Origin of the sequence: Enterococcus sp. DIV1059_2, from assembly GCF_051713685.1 — a bacterium.
In the GTDB taxonomy this organism is placed as follows: Bacteria; Bacillota; Bacilli; order Lactobacillales; family Enterococcaceae; genus Enterococcus_D; species Enterococcus_D casseliflavus.
Genome location: NZ_JBIOQK010000001.1, coordinates 1,456,372 through 1,470,847, shown reverse-complemented (window position 1 = coordinate 1,470,847; position 14,476 = coordinate 1,456,372). Strand labels below are relative to the sequence as shown.

The window sequence follows — 14,476 nt, the reverse complement described above, 5'->3', positions numbered from 1 at the left end:
GTGAGAACGCCCCCAGGCATCTCATCATTCTGCTGGGAAATCGTAGTGAAGTTTCTGTGTGCAATGGTTGATTTTGCTACTTTTCTAGCAGTTCGAGCAGTGCCCGACAAAAGGCCTCCATCTCCTTTGCGGTCTGTAGAAAAACATCGGGATGACTGTGGTGGCTGTCGATCATCCAGTGTTTGGTGTCTGTAACTTTAAGAAAATCTGCTACTAAGGCGTCCGTTTGCTTCGGTTGAGCAGCGTGGGCTGTCTTCAAAAGATAAAAATCTTCAATTCCCCGTTGGAGTTGCTTATATCTTAGAGACAACAATATATGTCCGTGATTCCCAGGATAGACGAAACAAAGATCACCAATCGGTAGTGAGCTCGTGTTGTATCGAATATCGGTCCGAGCCTGTTCTGGCCAGCAATTGTATGCCCAACGCAGAAAGCCGTCTGTTTTGAACTGATACGATAAGATTCCTTGCATTCGCGTTTCTAACAAGGGACTATGCAAAAAGGTATTAGGTTTGTCGGGATAATTGCAGACATAGTACTGCATCTTCCCTGGATGGCTTTTTATCAGTGATTCGTAATGGTTGCAAGTACAGTAATAGGAAGTCACAGGATGATCGATCACTGGCAGCAGCTCAAACAATACGTCTTCTTTATCAAAAGCAGCTTTGATCTGGATCGACGGATCAATTTCTTTTAAGACCGCTAACGAGGCTCGGAAACTGTCGATTTGCTGTTTCTTCGGTTCGTCAGAAACGATGCGAACCTTCTCCCATAGATTCTTCCCTTTAAAATAATCAAATACTTGGCGTAGATACTCCTGCAAATCAGCTTTTTGATTGAGAAAGCCAAAGGTGCCTTTTCCCTCATCGTAAAAACGAATCACCAACTTTTCTGGATGGTCCAAGTTGACCAGCGGGAAAAATGGCGGCTCCCAGACCCCTAATAAACCAAACACGTCAATTTCTTCTTTGATACCCGCAGCAAAAAAACAATCCAAGTAACGCGTCAGCACAGAAAAATCACAGGACAGTTCTCCGTCTGGCGTCTTTTTGACCTTGACCATCGAATACTCATATAAATTAGCAGGATAATCTTTGACGATGTAATTGAACCAGCCCTTCCATGGGATCTCTCCGGCGATCACTGTGATCGCTTTTTGTCCGATCGCAGCGAGACTCTCAGCCATTTCCTTGATCAAGTCAAAGTGGGCATCGCTCCATAACGGAACGTCAAAGGTGCGAGCCAAATTGCTGGGCTGCTGCCACATATTTAAGTGGAACGTCTCTAAATAGTCTTTTGGAAAAGTAAAGCCATCCACTTCAATCGTTAGGTTCTTTTCTAATAAGCACTCCTCATGGCTAGTCAAGTGTGCCCGATAGACCTTGATTTTCACGGGATATGCTTGCGGTTTGATCGTCTCATCGACCTGCCACTCCAAATAAAGAGGCGCAAAGCGATCGCCAGGATAGGTTTTGGCAGTTCGTTCAAGCAATTTATCGGCGTACGCCAATTCCTGCTGACCGACATAATAATCGACGAATTGCGCTTTGACCGGCAATTCGCTAAAAATCTCAACACGTATCATGGGAATTTCGATTTCATCGGGGATCGAAAACTCGTCGCCAATAATATAATGATTGCGATTGCCATCGTGCAGCAGCAGCTGACAAGCAGCAGTACTGTTACGAACAGCTGATAACTGTTCAATCGCTTGTGGTTCTTGGGTGATCAATTCTGTTGAAGCCTTATAGCTTTCATGGACCAGGATTGCTTTCATTTTTACTCTTCCTTTCTAGGATCAATCAGCTGCGATACAAGCTTTTGATAAGAAACATTTTCAAACGCTTCTGGCATGATCGTTAGTAGTTGCTGCAAGCTGATGTTTTTTACGATTTTTAAGCGGCTTTTGTCTGCCCATGATGGAAAAGCCTGCAACAGCAAGCGTTTGTTTTCCCCTGATTCAAGCAACGCTCGAATTGGCCACTGCCCTAAATCAGGAAACAAAGCTGGCTGGGCAACTTTATCTGCCCAGTTCAACTCTAGCCATTCGACGCATTCATCAAACCAACGGGCAAAGCGTGGATCGACCATCTCTTTCCGATTACCGAAGCGTTCGGTCGCCAAAGAAAGACCGTGACGTCCTTTTTGGAAAATATGACTTTCAAAGGGAACCTCGTGCTCTTCTAGGGCTTGCAGATACGCCAATGAATTTTCGATAGGAACGACATTGTCTTCAAAGGTTGAAAACAAAAAGGTGGGTGGCGTATCTTTTGTGACACATTTCTCTAATGAAGGGGCATCGATCTTCATCACAGCAGCAAATGAAGACACTATCGCTGGGTAGCCTAACATACATAAGCTCGGTTTCATTGGGGAGAGTGTCGATAACGCCGCTGCCAAATGACCGCCAGCAGAAAAGCCGATCACAGCGATTTTTTCGCTATCGATTCCCCATTCACTGGTTAGTTCTTGGATTTTGGCAATCGCTTTTTCGGCATCTTCTAAAGAATGGCTGAAACTGCGATGTGTCCCCACATGATAGCGCAAGACTCCTGAGTGAAAGCCTTGGGCAGCAAAATTTAAAGCGATCGGCTCGGCTTCCCGCTCACTGCAAAAGGAGTAGCCGCCGCCAGGAATCACCAAGACAAACGGACGATCACCCACCCGTTCATACTCGGCTTTTTCCTCATGCAGATACACTGTCAGACCGGCTTGCGCTTCTGGATCAAATAGATATTCCTGAATAAACACCGCTTACTCTCCTAACCCATTTTTATCGATGACGTTTTGATACCAATAAAAACTATCTTTCTTGTATCGTGCCAAGTCCAACAGCTGCTCGTCCGTACGATTGACATAGATAAACCCGTAACGTTTAGCGATGCCTTCGTGAGTACTGACTAGATCAATGGCACTCCACGGGCAATAGCCGATCACATCGACACCATCTTCGATCGCCAATGCCAGCTGCTTTATGTGCTGCTGCAAATAGTCGATGCGATAATCATCATGGATTTTTCCATCAGTTGTCAAAACATCCTTGGCACCGATCCCGTTTTCCGTGATCAAGAGCGGTAGACGATAACGGGAATAGATTTCGTTCAACGTAAAGCGAAAGCCCTCTGGATCAATCGGCCAGCCGAATTCAGTCATTGGCAAATGGGTGTTTTCTACTGCTTGGAAAAAGCCTGGAATCCCGAAACCAGATTGTTGATCGAGTTTCGTTTCTTTTTGAAAATAGCTGCTGACGGTCATCGTATTATAATAATTCAATGCGATGTAATCACAGGTACCCGCTGCCAAAATTTTTCGATCTGCTTCAGTGACTGTCGGTGCTGCGCCAATCTTCTCTAATAAATGCCATGCGTTGTGATTGTACGTTCCGAAAACAGCCGCATCTAGGAATAACCAATTTCTCAGCGCACTCATATATAGAGCTGCCAGCTGATCTGCTGGTTTTTCAGAAGCTGGATAGACACTGGCGATATTCGGTGCTGGGCCAATCTTGCCGCTAAAATTGCCTGCATGAAACTGCTGGGTGACCAATGCTTGTGCCACCAGCATATGATGATTTTCTTGAAATTTTTCTTTCATGGATTTTTGACTCGTACCAATGACCGAACCAGCAAGTGCCATCACATTTTGCTCGTTGATGGTTTGCCATAACGGAACTTGTTGCCCAAAGTTTTCGAACAGTACTTGGCAGTAATCAGCAAATGCTTGGATCGTCTCTCGGTTTTCCCATCCGCCTTGCTTTGCGATCGCGACAGGAAGGTCAAAATGGAAAACGGTGACGATCGGTTGAATCTCGTTTTCTAGTAGCAGATCGATCAGTTTTTGATAAAACGCTAATCCTGCTGGGTTGACCTGACCATCGGGCATGACGCGGCTCCATGATATGGAAAAACGATAGGCTTTTAACCCTAATTCTTTAAACAGTTTCACATCTTCTTCATATCGGTGATAGTGATCTGATGCTACTTTAAAATCAGTGGTCCCTTGCGGAATCTCTTTGATATCTTGCACTGAGGGACCTTTGCCGTCTTCCGCCCATGCGCCCTCTACTTGATAAGCACTAGTGGATGCTCCCCACAAAAATGCTTCTGGAAATTTACTCATCCCACGGTTCCTCCTTAGCTGCGCCGATCAAATTGGCGTCCGCTTGAAAATAAGCGGCTTGGATCGCAACTGGCTGCAGCGTTTTCTCAATGATTGGTGCGGTTTTAAAAATAGCTTGATAGCTGCTAGCTATGGCTTCGATCAAGCGTGGTTGACGGCTGATCCCGCCACCGATAACGATTTTCTCCAGAGCTAAAAGACATTGAAGATCGAAGCACAAGACAGCGATTTCTTTGGTATAGGCTAAAAATAAAGCTTCCGCCTCCGGATCAGCAGTTTTCGTAAGGGTATCAAAGACCAAAGGACCCTCAGGCGCAACAGCCATACTAGTAGCCAAACGCTCAATCAATCCGACAGCCGAAAGACCGATCCCCACAAAAGAGTCCGCGCCTCTCATTTGTCGGTCACGAATCATAAAACTGACTTCACCAGCTTGTCCATGATGCCCGCGATAGAGTGTTCCATTCAGACAAAGGCCGACCCCCACACCGGTTCCTAAAATGATTGCCGCACCATTTTGGATACCTTGAAGATTGCCAGCTTTCATTTCCCCTAGTGCGGCGGCTTTTGCGTCGTTTTCGACAGTAACCTCTGTCACCATGCCATCGCTTAACTGGCAGATCAATTCTGGCAAATTTACCCCATCAAGGTATGGCAAGGCACCACCAAAGAAGACCGTCCCTGTTTCATTAACTGAACCAGGGACTGCGATCGCGACTTTGGTGAAAGAAACTTGACGGGCATAGCTTTGCAAGAGCCCTTTGATAGCTTCTTTAAAAGGTTCCAAAGCTGCAGGGGTTAAAATGGTGCGCCGTTTGCTGACCTCGTTGTGTTCGACCCATCCCGTTTTGATGTGCGACCCACCGATATCAATTCCTAAATAAACCAAATGTGCCACTTCCTTTGTTTACGCTTGAATTTCTTCCACGACTTTTTCTGTCATTTTTGCTGCTTCACTTGCTTGCTTTTTTTCAGCAGCCAGTTCTAATTCGTACTCTTTTTTATCCGCAATTTTTAGGAACGGATACCACATCACAATACCGATCAGCATACAGATGATCATTAAGATCGTGTAGTTAAGCCCTCCTGAAAATGGCATTTTGATAAAAGTCGGTGTCGTCCATGGCAATAGACTCATGGTTGGATTCAAGCTGATTGGGAGGATCGTAGTCGCCAATCCCCAGGTCACAAAGCCAGCGATCAATTGTGTAAAGACTTGCGGAATAAAGAACAACGGATTCAAAATAATCGGCATCCCAAACATGATTGGCTCTGTGATATTAAAGATCGACGGGATAAACGACAATTTTCCTAATTGTTTCATTTTTGCCGATTTGCTGCGGATCATAAAGAAGGTCACAAAGCCCATGAAGCCAGCAGCATACATACCCATATAAATCACTGAAGGAATCAGATAAGGCAGTTCTTGTCCTTGTTGGTAAGCGGCAATATTCGAAACGACCATGGTCATACTAATCGCGCCGAGCGGTCCTTGTAAAACTGCATTATGAATTCCGAAGAACCATAAAACGGCTAATAATTCCATAATGATGATGATCGATAGCGGGCTGGCAACTAAGGAGTTCAACGGCGCATTGATCACATCGATAAAGAATTGGAAAATCGAACCAGATGAAGTAAACCCAAATAAGACCCGTAAGACAAAGACGACTGCAAAAATGATCGTGACAACAAAAACTGGTGCTAAGGACTGGGTCACCATTGGAGGAACACTATCTGGCAGTTTGATCATAATATTTTTTCTCGACAAGAAAGCATAAAAGCGAGTGACCAACAAAGCGGTCAGCATGCCGATAAACAGTCCTTGGCCGCCTAAGAAATCAAGCTTCAAGGCACCAATCGTTTGTTCCACTGCTTGGCCATCTTGCATGACGGTCGTTGCGACGGTTTGGGGCATCAACATAATGAAACTAGCTAAAGAAATAATCGCCGAGTTGCGTTCGTTGCTTCCTAACTGTTTTGCGTAAGAATACGCCAAACTGTATACGACATATAGGGCAAAAACGCCAGTTGCTCCGTTGGTGATCGCTTCAACATGTTGGAAGATGCCAATTTTCGTCAAATAGTCCGTCCAACCGGGAATCGGAAAATTTCCAATGATCGTGATAAACGCAATTCCTAAAGTGATGGGACTTGTTCGAATAAAGCCTTCCATCAAAGCGGCCAAGACTTTGTTTTGTTGTAATTTTTGTGACATTGGTAATAGTTTGCTACTTAAAAATGTTTCTAATTTTTCCATTCTTTCTCACTCCTTTAGTTTAGATCGTTACACTAAGCATCGTTTCTTTTTGATCGATCCGTATTAGGAATCGATAAGTCCCTTTGGTAAAATGTTTGGTCCCTTGATTGTCATAGAAAACAAGTTCTGACAACGGCAGTGATAATTTTCGCTTTTTTTCTTCCTGGGGTGCGAATGAGATGAGGTCACTTGCGATTAATTGGCGACTTGGACGAACCATTGCCGCTGGGCGCTGCATGAGATAAAGTTGAATGACGGTTTCTGCAGCTGTTGCTGATTGGTTTTTCACTCGATAAGCCAATTGGATCGTCTCGCTAGATACTTCACTACCAAGCCATTCACCAGTAAACGTACTGTAACTAAGACCTGTTCCGAATGCGAATAAGGGTTCATTTGATTCATCGCGGTATTTTGACAAAAAGCGATCAGAATGCTCACTATCTGTCAAAGGTCTGCCCGTTGGCATCTGGGCACTGTATAGTGGAATCTGTCCTTCACTACGAGGAAAGGTCATCGCCAGTTTTGCCGTCGGAGAAGCCTGCCCACTCAACAGATTGGCGATCCCGATCCCGCCCATCGTTCCTGGATACCAAACGAGCAACAGACTATCAAATAATGCTTCCACTTGTGTTAAGACTAACGGTCTGCCAGTGTAAAGCACGCCAATCAAAGGCTTGCCAGTTTTTTTCAACGCTTGGATCAAACGCATTTGTTTCATTGGCAGCTGCAAATGAGCTTTTGATGCCCCTTCGCCGCTCTCCAAAAATTGTTCCCCAAAAGTCAAGACGATGACCTCTGCAGCCTCAGCCGCTTTGACGGCTTCTAAAAGCAGCTGGTCTTCTGGTTCGATCGGTCCATTCAGCTGTTCGATTCCGACTTTTAAAGGACCAAATTGCTCATACGAATCGAATAAATTGTATCCACGAGCAAAGATCAGGTTTTCGGGTGCGAAGTGCTTCAGCAAACCAGTTTTTAAAGGAATCGTATCTTGTGGCTTGCCGCTAACTGACGCCCAAAAGCCTAATGTCAACCGGCTTTCTCCATAAGGACCGATCACAGCGACGGTTTGGTCTTTTTTCAAAGGTAAGCTGCCCTCATTTTTTAAAAGCACGCAACTTTTTTCCACTAACTTAACGGCTAGTTCTTTGGCTTCCTCCGACAAAACCTCTCCAGTCTGTTGCGTTTTCAACCCTCGATAGGGTTCCTCAAACAAACCTAATTGATTTTTTAATACGAGAATTCGCCAGACTGCTTCATCCAACAAAGCTGCTAATTCGGGTTGTTTGATCAGTTCTGGCAAGTGCGTCGCATAGACCGATGTCATCATATCAAAATCAACGCCCGCTTCCAAACCTTTCTGAGCGGCCTCCCGTTCATCTTTAGCAAAGCCATGAGGGACCAATTCTTTGATGGCCGCATGATCGGAGACCAATACCCCATCAAAACCGAATCGTTCGCGCAAAATCTCTCGGTTCAGCCAGCGGCTACCCGTTGCAGGTTCACCATTCAAAAGGTTGAAGGCCGTCATCACTAGCAGTGCTTGGGCTTCGATCGCCGCTTGATAGGGTTGCAAATATTCATTGAATAAGCGCTGATTCGACATATCGACCGTATTGTATTCTCTGCCTGCTTCGGGTGCACCGTAACCGGCAAAATGTTTGATGCAAGCAGCAACGTGATTGTCTGCCACTCCTTGATCAAGATTGCCTTGGTAACCGGTCACGACGCTTTTAGCAAAACGTTTGGCAGTATAAACATCTTCTCCTGGCGACTCCATCACCCGCCCCCAGCGAGGATCGCGAACAAGATCCAGCATGGGTGAAAAGATCACATGAAGGCCATTTTGGTAACATTCTTTGGCGGTCATCTCAGCGGCTTCCTCGATCAGGTCAAAATCATAAGAACCTGCTTGCGCAAGGGGGATCGGAAAAATCGTCCGAAACCCGTAGATGACATCAGACATAAACAGCATGGGAATCTTAAGTCGGCTGTGTGCCAACGTTTCCCTTTGCAACTGAATCAATTTTTGATGATCATTGACATTATAGATTGAGCCAATCTCATGAATCTTCAACGATTTGGGAAGTCCTAGATCTTGCATCGGTCCCGTAGACATCACCTCATTTTCAATGACTAAACTGCCATTCAATTGAATCGTCTGAGCGATTTTTTCTTCTGGCGTCAATTGCTGAAACAATTCTTTCAATTTTTTACTATCCATGTTTGCTCCTTCCTGTAACCGTTTTATTTATCTGAATTATAGAAAGAATCCTTCCTTAGATATACTAAGAAACTAGTGTTTATAATAAAATATTTATTGAATGCGAAAAAATTTACGTTATACTAAAAGAAAAAACAATGTTTGGATTTGAGGTGTCTCATGAACAAAACAACACTTACGACCGCCATGGATCTGCTGTATCGCAAATATTTGATTCCAATGATCATCTTGGATCAAGAAGGAACTCCTTTGTATCCCCCACTCACCCTAACAGCCCAGAATCCTCTGAAACACTATTTGGAAGAAACGAACGGCCCAATTGCGAATCTCTATCATTACGGCAAATATATGCTTGGTTGTTTTGCATTTCAGTTAGCTGGAAAAACCTGTTATATGGTCATCGGACCCTGTGGTGTGATTGGTACACCAGATACGTCTTACCTGTTTCTTGAACACGAATACCACTACAATGTGCACTACTCAAAAGAAGACAAATACTCCTTTGAAGAGTACATCCAGCTGCTTTATACGCTGTTTGCGGAGCAACCTCTTGCAAAAGATCAAATTCATTGGCATTACCAAAACGAGCCTCATGACCGATCCATGCAAACAGATCTTAGTTTGGAAACCAATCTTTACGAACGTCGGGTGCATGAAGCCACCTTTGATTCCTACCATTTTGAATTGCGTTATCTCGACTACATCAAACGTAATGAGCCTGAAAAAGTGGTTTGGGTGTTCAACAAAATGAAAGAGACCTACAGCGTGTCGCTCTCTCCTTATGAGCTTGAAGGGTTGAAACTAAAATTTTCGGCATTTGTCGCTGTCGTGACCCGCATGAGCATTGACGAAGGAGTACCAGTCAACCAAGCATTCGGCTTATCTGATTCCTTGATCCAAGGTCTGGTTTATATTCATTCTGCTGAGGAATGCCTTCGCTATATCAAAGAAGCGACCTACCGCTTCATGGAGCTTTTACACAGCTACCCGCTGGCGAAAAAATCGCTGCTGGTCAAAACGATCGTGAATCATGTTGATAGCCATCTCTACGAAAAAGTGACCATTGATGACCTCGCTGCCATTACTCAAAAACACAAGACCCATCTGTGCAATCAATTCAAAAAAGAAATGAACAAAACGATCCACAGTTACATTCAGGAACGAAAAATCAGTGAAGCCAAGCATTTATTGTTGTTCACAGACTATTCCTACGAAAAAATCAGCACCCAATTAGCCTTTGCCAATCAGAGCCATTTTATCCGCAATTTCAAAGCAGTGACGGGGCAAACACCAAAAGAATTTAAAGAGCAGCATTACGCCCATGCTTTAAGTTGAAAACACAATTTACGAAAAAATACTCAGAAGCAATGGCTATCATTTTTAATAACAAGCGTTTTAAGCTATCCTTTTACTCAAATCAATTTGAATGAGGAGAGATAAAATGATCCAACTTGCTCGCTTGATCTTTTGGGTACCAGTCATCTTTTTTTCGTTAGGTTTGGTCTTCCTAACGAAACGACTGCCGCGTTTCACATGGGTTTCTCTAACGATCACTGTTTCTTTGATCATCTTTGTTTGTAAAATCTTAGAATACTCCTATGTCATGCCAGATATGAAACTAACCGTTTATTTTATGGGTTTCTTGATTTCTGCTAGTCTGCTTGGGTATATTTTTTATTTGCGTAGTAGAAAACGTTGACTGCAGCTGCGCCTGACTCGTGCCAAAACGCCCTCTTAATGCCTTTTGACTACAAAAAAGACGATCTATACCTATGAAGCAGCTCCTTTCATCCCCTTCGTAAGGATTACGGCTCATGATCCCCTTTCGAGGGGATTTTTTTATTGTCATCCTCACTCATTCTTATTCAGTTTACTTTGATGAAAAAATCACTTTTCGCCGATCACGGCATGCCAAGCCTTTCTCTCTGATTCCTTTCGTTGTGACACTTGCGATCCCCTAGAACATATTGCCTTCCTAAATAATTAAATATATAATGAAATTGTAAATTACCACATCATAACAAAGAATCATCAAACCTCTTGAAAGGAGCGTTTCCTATGAACTGGCTGACCTTTGTCGTCCAACCACTGCCCCTGCTATTTTTTCTCACGGTTTTTTCCCTTGTGTATTTGATGCCTGAATCCGTTGTGCCTAAGCCAAAAATGAAGAAGTGGGCGCTGACTGTATCTTTGATTTTTCTGGCATGGCAGCTGCTGATTCCCTTTTTCTTCTTTGTTCTCTAAACCCAGCAAAAAAAAAGCGGCTCTCACAAAAGAGAGCCGCTTTGGTTTAGTTTTTAATCCTATAACAAACTACCGCCATTGGTGGCAATCACTTCTTTGTACCAGTAGAAACTATCTTTGCGGGAACGGTCAAAGCTGCCGTTTCCTTCATCATCCGCGTCTACATAGACAAAGCCGTAGCGTTTCGACATTTCTGACGTGGAAGCCGATACTAAGTCGGTACAACCCCAAGGCGTATAGCCCATCAATTCCACACCATCTTCGATCGCTTCATACATCTGTTCGATATGCGCCTTCAAATAATCGATGCGATAGCTGTCATGGATTGAACCATCTTCTTCCACTGTATCCAAGGCACCTAAGCCGTTTTCAACGATAAACAACGGTACTTGGTAGCGGTCGTACAAGTTATTCAAAGTCACACGCAAGCCGATTGGATCGATTTGCCACCCCCAGTCAGAGGCTTCCAAGTAAGGGTTTGATTCGCCTAAAGAAAAGTTGCCAGCAGTTGCTTCGCCGCCTTCTTCAGGATTGTGGCGGGCAATAGAACTCATGTAGTAAGAAAAGGACATGAAGTCGACAGGGTATTGCGCAAGAATGTCCAAATCGCCGTCTTCGAAGGTCACTTCGATGCCGTTTTCTTTAAAGAAGCGCTTCGTATATGCGGGATACTTCCCACGAACTTGGACATCAGAGAAGAAGAGATTCTCGTGGTCACGCTTGATTTCTTCCATCACATCTGCTGGATTTGGTGTAGCTGGGTAAGCTTGCATTCGTGCCAACATCATCCCTACTTTAATGTCAGGATTGATTTCGTGGGCAAATTTTGTTGCTAAACTAGAAGCCACAAATTGATGATGCACGGCTTGATACATGTCAGAAAGGTTTTGTGTCCCGTCTTCGGATAACAAGGCACCACCAACATAGCCAGAGATCCCCATGATATTGATTTCATTGAAGGTCAACCAGTATTTGACTTTGTCTTTGTAGCGGGTCAACACGGTTTCTGCGTATTTGACGAACAAATCGATCACTTGGCGATTTTTCCAGCCGCCATAGTTCAACGCGATCCCAATAGGTGTTTCGTAGTGAGAGAGGGTCACTAAGGGTTCGATCCCGTATTTCGCACACTCATCAAACACATTGTCATAAAATTGCAAGCCCTCTTCATTTGGCTGAGCATCGTCACCATTTGGAAAAATTCTTGACCAAGCGATGGACAGACGGAAGGTTTTGAAGCCCATCTCTGCATACAAAGCGATATCTTCTTTGTAGCGATGGTAGAAGTCTGACCCCCAACGTTTTGGATACAAGCCTTCTTTGTCATTTAAGGCAAACAAAACTTTTTCCCGTGTCATTGGTGCAGCAAATTCTGCCATGTTTTTGCGGTCTTCTGGTTTGACAGCGATCGCTGTATCGGATGTCGCTGGACCACGTCCGCCTTCGTTCCATGCTCCTTCAAATTGGTTGGCTGCAGTGGCGCCGCCCCATAAAAAGCCTTTTGGAAATTGTTTTTCTGTCATGATTAGCCTACTTTCTTTTTCTTTAATAATCGACACAGCAGATCAGCAAGAAAGCATTCTTACTGATCCTGCGACGTGCCGTTAAACGCATTTATTTTACGACTTCAATCAAATCGTCCTGCGCTGTTACTTCTTTTGACTGTGTCGTTTGGATGTCACTGTAGTCGTTAGAGTTCGTGACGATGACTGGTGTCAGCAAGGAATAGCCTTCCGCACGAATCGCCTCTGTATCAAAAGAAATCAATTTTTGACCAGCTTTGACTTTGTCTCCTTGGTTGATGTAGGCAGTAAAGTGATTGCCTTCAAGTTCTACCGTATTCATGCCGATGTGGATCAATAGTTCTGTTCCATCTTCTGTCACTAAACCGATGGCATGTTTTGTTGGAAACAAGATTTTGACTTCTGCATCTGCTGGCGCAGTGATTTCACCGATCGCTGGTTCAACTGCGATCCCTTTTCCCATAGCACCTGAAGAAAAGACTTTATCTTCCACATCTGCTAAAGCAACCACTTGACCAGTTACTGGGCTTTTGACAGTTTCATCTTTGACGCTGGCAGAAACAGTTTTTGCTTCTGGCGCTGGCGCTGCTGGTGTTGCTTGACCGTCGACTGGTGAATCAACAGTTGTATACAATGTTGGCACTTTCAACAACATCATGATGATAAATGACGCCACGATCGCAATCACTGTACCGATCGCCAAGTGGATCACACTATGGAAGCTGCCTGTTGCTGGATCAATATATGCAGGATACAAGAAGATCCCCATACCACCCATTGCATAACCAGTGACGTTAAAGATTGACAAGTAGATACCGACGAAACCTGAAACTAAACAAGAAACGATAAATGGTGTTTTCATTGGCAACGTGTACCCATAGATCGCAGGTTCAGTCACACCGAAGATCGATGAGATCAATGCTGGCATGGCGCCTTGTTTGACTTTTGGTTCTTTCGTTTTCAACCAAATCGCTGCTAACACACCCGTTTGCGTGAAACATGGTAGCACTGCTGCGGTCAAAATAATCGAAGAGCCGTTTTGCGCCATATCCATGATCGCCAATGGCACAAGACCCCAGTGAAGACCAAACATAACTAATACTTGCCATAATGCCCCTAAAGCAAAGCCGTAGATGATTGGGCTAAAATCATACACTGCTTGGAAAGCAACACCGATCCAGCTAGAGGCTGTATTTGCGACTGGACCTACCACAAAGAAGGTCAACGGCACAGTGATCAAAATCGTTACAAACGGAACCACAAACATTTTGACTACGTCAGGTGTGACTTTGCGCATAAACTGCTCAATTTTTGAAGCGACAAAAATCGCTAAAATAATTGGCAATACGCTGTTGAAGTAACCGCCTGCTGGCAAGGTCAAGGTTAAACCGAAGACTTTGCTCGCTTCAGCCACACTTTCTGCTAAGCCAGGATAGACCATCGCCCCTGCGATCGCTAATGCTGTATAGGTGTTCATCTTGAATTTCTTCGCTGCAGTTACGGCTAAGATCATTGGTAAGTATTGGAACAAACCATCGCCTAAAGTATTCATTACTACATAGATACCATTGGTCGCTTCCATCCCAGTTGCTGCCAGCAACGCCGTGATCCCTTTTAAGATACCGGCTGCCGCTAATGGGCCTAAGAACGGTTGGAACAGGCTTGAGATAACATCGATAAAGCGGTCAAACAAGCTGCCTTTTTGCCCGTCGCCTTCATCGATATCAAGACTGCCACCATCGGCTAATCCGCCGACTTTCAACACTTCATCATAAACATCTGGCACATGATTGCCGATAACGACTTGGTATTGTCCGCCTGCTTTGACGACGGTCACGACACCGTCACGTTTTTGCAAATAATCAGTGTCCGCTTTGCTTTCGTCTTTTAAGTGGAACCGTAAGCGAGTCACACAGTGTTTTACAGATGAGACATTTTCTTTGCCACCAACGTGGGCCAAAATGTCTTGCGCTAATTCAGTATATTTTGCCATTTTGATTGCTCCTTTTTTATTGGTCATTTAATAAAAATAAAAAGACCAGCCATTTCTACAATAAACAAGCATGAGAGACCCCCTAAAAAAAGAGCGACGGGTTTCCTCATCGAGTA

Annotated in this window: 11 protein-coding genes; 3 read left to right on the top strand and 8 right to left on the bottom strand. The window is 44.3% G+C overall.

The features are described 5' to 3' along the window. Window positions 1-76: 76 nt before the first annotated feature. Genes IGI72_RS06755 through IGI72_RS06730 form a run of 6 tightly spaced genes read right to left on the bottom strand, consistent with a single transcriptional unit; the run spans window position 77 to window position 8,600 of the window. Entirely contained in the window at window positions 77-1,777 is a 1,701-nt protein-coding gene (locus IGI72_RS06755) for a DUF4091 domain-containing protein (protein ID WP_438753589.1), read from the bottom strand. Window positions 1,778-1,779: 2 nt separating this feature from the next. Beyond that, window positions 1,780-2,751 (bottom strand): alpha/beta hydrolase, encoded by a 972-nt coding sequence (locus tag IGI72_RS06750; protein ID WP_438753587.1) that lies wholly within the window; start codon window positions 2,749-2,751, stop codon window positions 1,780-1,782. Window positions 2,752-2,754: 3 nt separating this feature from the next. Next, on the bottom strand, window positions 2,755-4,119 hold the full coding sequence (locus IGI72_RS06745) for a glycoside hydrolase family 1 protein (RefSeq protein ID WP_016610369.1): 1,365 nt from the start codon (window positions 4,117-4,119) through the stop codon (window positions 2,755-2,757). Further along, window positions 4,112-5,017, bottom strand: a complete 906-nt coding sequence (locus tag IGI72_RS06740) for an ROK family protein (protein ID WP_438753585.1) — start codon at window positions 5,015-5,017, stop codon at window positions 4,112-4,114. The genes IGI72_RS06745 and IGI72_RS06740 overlap by 8 nt, the downstream gene beginning before the upstream one ends. 9 nt (window positions 5,018-5,026) lie before the next feature. Beyond that, window positions 5,027-6,379 carry a PTS sugar transporter subunit IIC gene (locus tag IGI72_RS06735; protein ID WP_194194708.1) on the bottom strand — a complete coding sequence of 451 codons (1,353 nt, stop codon included), beginning with the start codon at window positions 6,377-6,379 and terminating at the stop codon, window positions 5,027-5,029. 19 nt (window positions 6,380-6,398) lie between these two features. After that, window positions 6,399-8,600 (bottom strand): glycoside hydrolase family 3 N-terminal domain-containing protein, encoded by a 2,202-nt coding sequence (locus IGI72_RS06730; protein WP_438753582.1) that lies wholly within the window; start codon window positions 8,598-8,600, stop codon window positions 6,399-6,401. A 159-nt stretch (window positions 8,601-8,759) separates the two neighbouring features. On the opposite strand from IGI72_RS06730, the gene IGI72_RS06725 reads away from it, so the two are divergent. The 3 genes from IGI72_RS06725 to IGI72_RS06715 all read left to right on the top strand — a co-directional run bounded on the left by IGI72_RS06725 (window position 8,760) and on the right by IGI72_RS06715 (window position 10,844). Next, complete coding sequence (locus IGI72_RS06725) at window positions 8,760-9,935, top strand: helix-turn-helix domain-containing protein (protein WP_438753580.1); 1,176 nt, start codon at window positions 8,760-8,762, stop codon at window positions 9,933-9,935. 106 nt (window positions 9,936-10,041) lie between these two features. Continuing rightward, window positions 10,042-10,299 (top strand): hypothetical protein, encoded by a 258-nt coding sequence (locus tag IGI72_RS06720; protein WP_005225681.1) that lies wholly within the window; start codon window positions 10,042-10,044, stop codon window positions 10,297-10,299. Between the two features lie 359 nt (window positions 10,300-10,658). Beyond that, window positions 10,659-10,844, top strand: a complete 186-nt coding sequence (locus IGI72_RS06715; RefSeq protein ID WP_438753578.1) for a hypothetical protein — start codon at window positions 10,659-10,661, stop codon at window positions 10,842-10,844. 59 nt (window positions 10,845-10,903) lie between these two features. Here IGI72_RS06715 and IGI72_RS06710 read toward each other — a convergent pair whose 3' ends face one another. Both IGI72_RS06710 and IGI72_RS06705 read right to left on the bottom strand, forming a co-directional pair. Then, window positions 10,904-12,367 carry a glycoside hydrolase family 1 protein gene (locus IGI72_RS06710; protein WP_438753576.1) on the bottom strand — a complete coding sequence of 488 codons (1,464 nt, stop codon included), beginning with the start codon at window positions 12,365-12,367 and terminating at the stop codon, window positions 10,904-10,906. Between the two features lie 91 nt (window positions 12,368-12,458). Beyond that, window positions 12,459-14,360 carry a beta-glucoside-specific PTS transporter subunit IIABC gene (locus IGI72_RS06705; RefSeq protein ID WP_010747921.1) on the bottom strand — a complete coding sequence of 634 codons (1,902 nt, stop codon included), beginning with the start codon at window positions 14,358-14,360 and terminating at the stop codon, window positions 12,459-12,461. Window positions 14,361-14,476: the final 116 nt, after the last annotated feature.

Coding starts and splice junctions, on each gene's coding strand:
- IGI72_RS06755 (WP_438753589.1), bottom strand. CDS start 1,777: ATGAAAGCAATCCTGGTCCATGAAAGCTATAAGGCTTCAACAGAATTG.
- IGI72_RS06745 (WP_016610369.1), bottom strand. CDS start 4,119: ATGAGTAAATTTCCAGAAGCATTTTTGTGGGGAGCATCCACTAGTGCT.
- IGI72_RS06735 (WP_194194708.1), bottom strand. CDS start 6,379: ATGGAAAAATTAGAAACATTTTTAAGTAGCAAACTATTACCAATGTCA.
- IGI72_RS06730 (WP_438753582.1), bottom strand. CDS start 8,600: ATGGATAGTAAAAAATTGAAAGAATTGTTTCAGCAATTGACGCCAGAA.
- IGI72_RS06725 (WP_438753580.1), top strand. CDS start 8,760: ATGAACAAAACAACACTTACGACCGCCATGGATCTGCTGTATCGCAAA.
- IGI72_RS06720 (WP_005225681.1), top strand. CDS start 10,042: ATGATCCAACTTGCTCGCTTGATCTTTTGGGTACCAGTCATCTTTTTT.
- IGI72_RS06715 (WP_438753578.1), top strand. CDS start 10,659: ATGAACTGGCTGACCTTTGTCGTCCAACCACTGCCCCTGCTATTTTTT.
- IGI72_RS06710 (WP_438753576.1), bottom strand. CDS start 12,367: ATGACAGAAAAACAATTTCCAAAAGGCTTTTTATGGGGCGGCGCCACT.
- IGI72_RS06705 (WP_010747921.1), bottom strand. CDS start 14,360: ATGGCAAAATATACTGAATTAGCGCAAGACATTTTGGCCCACGTTGGT.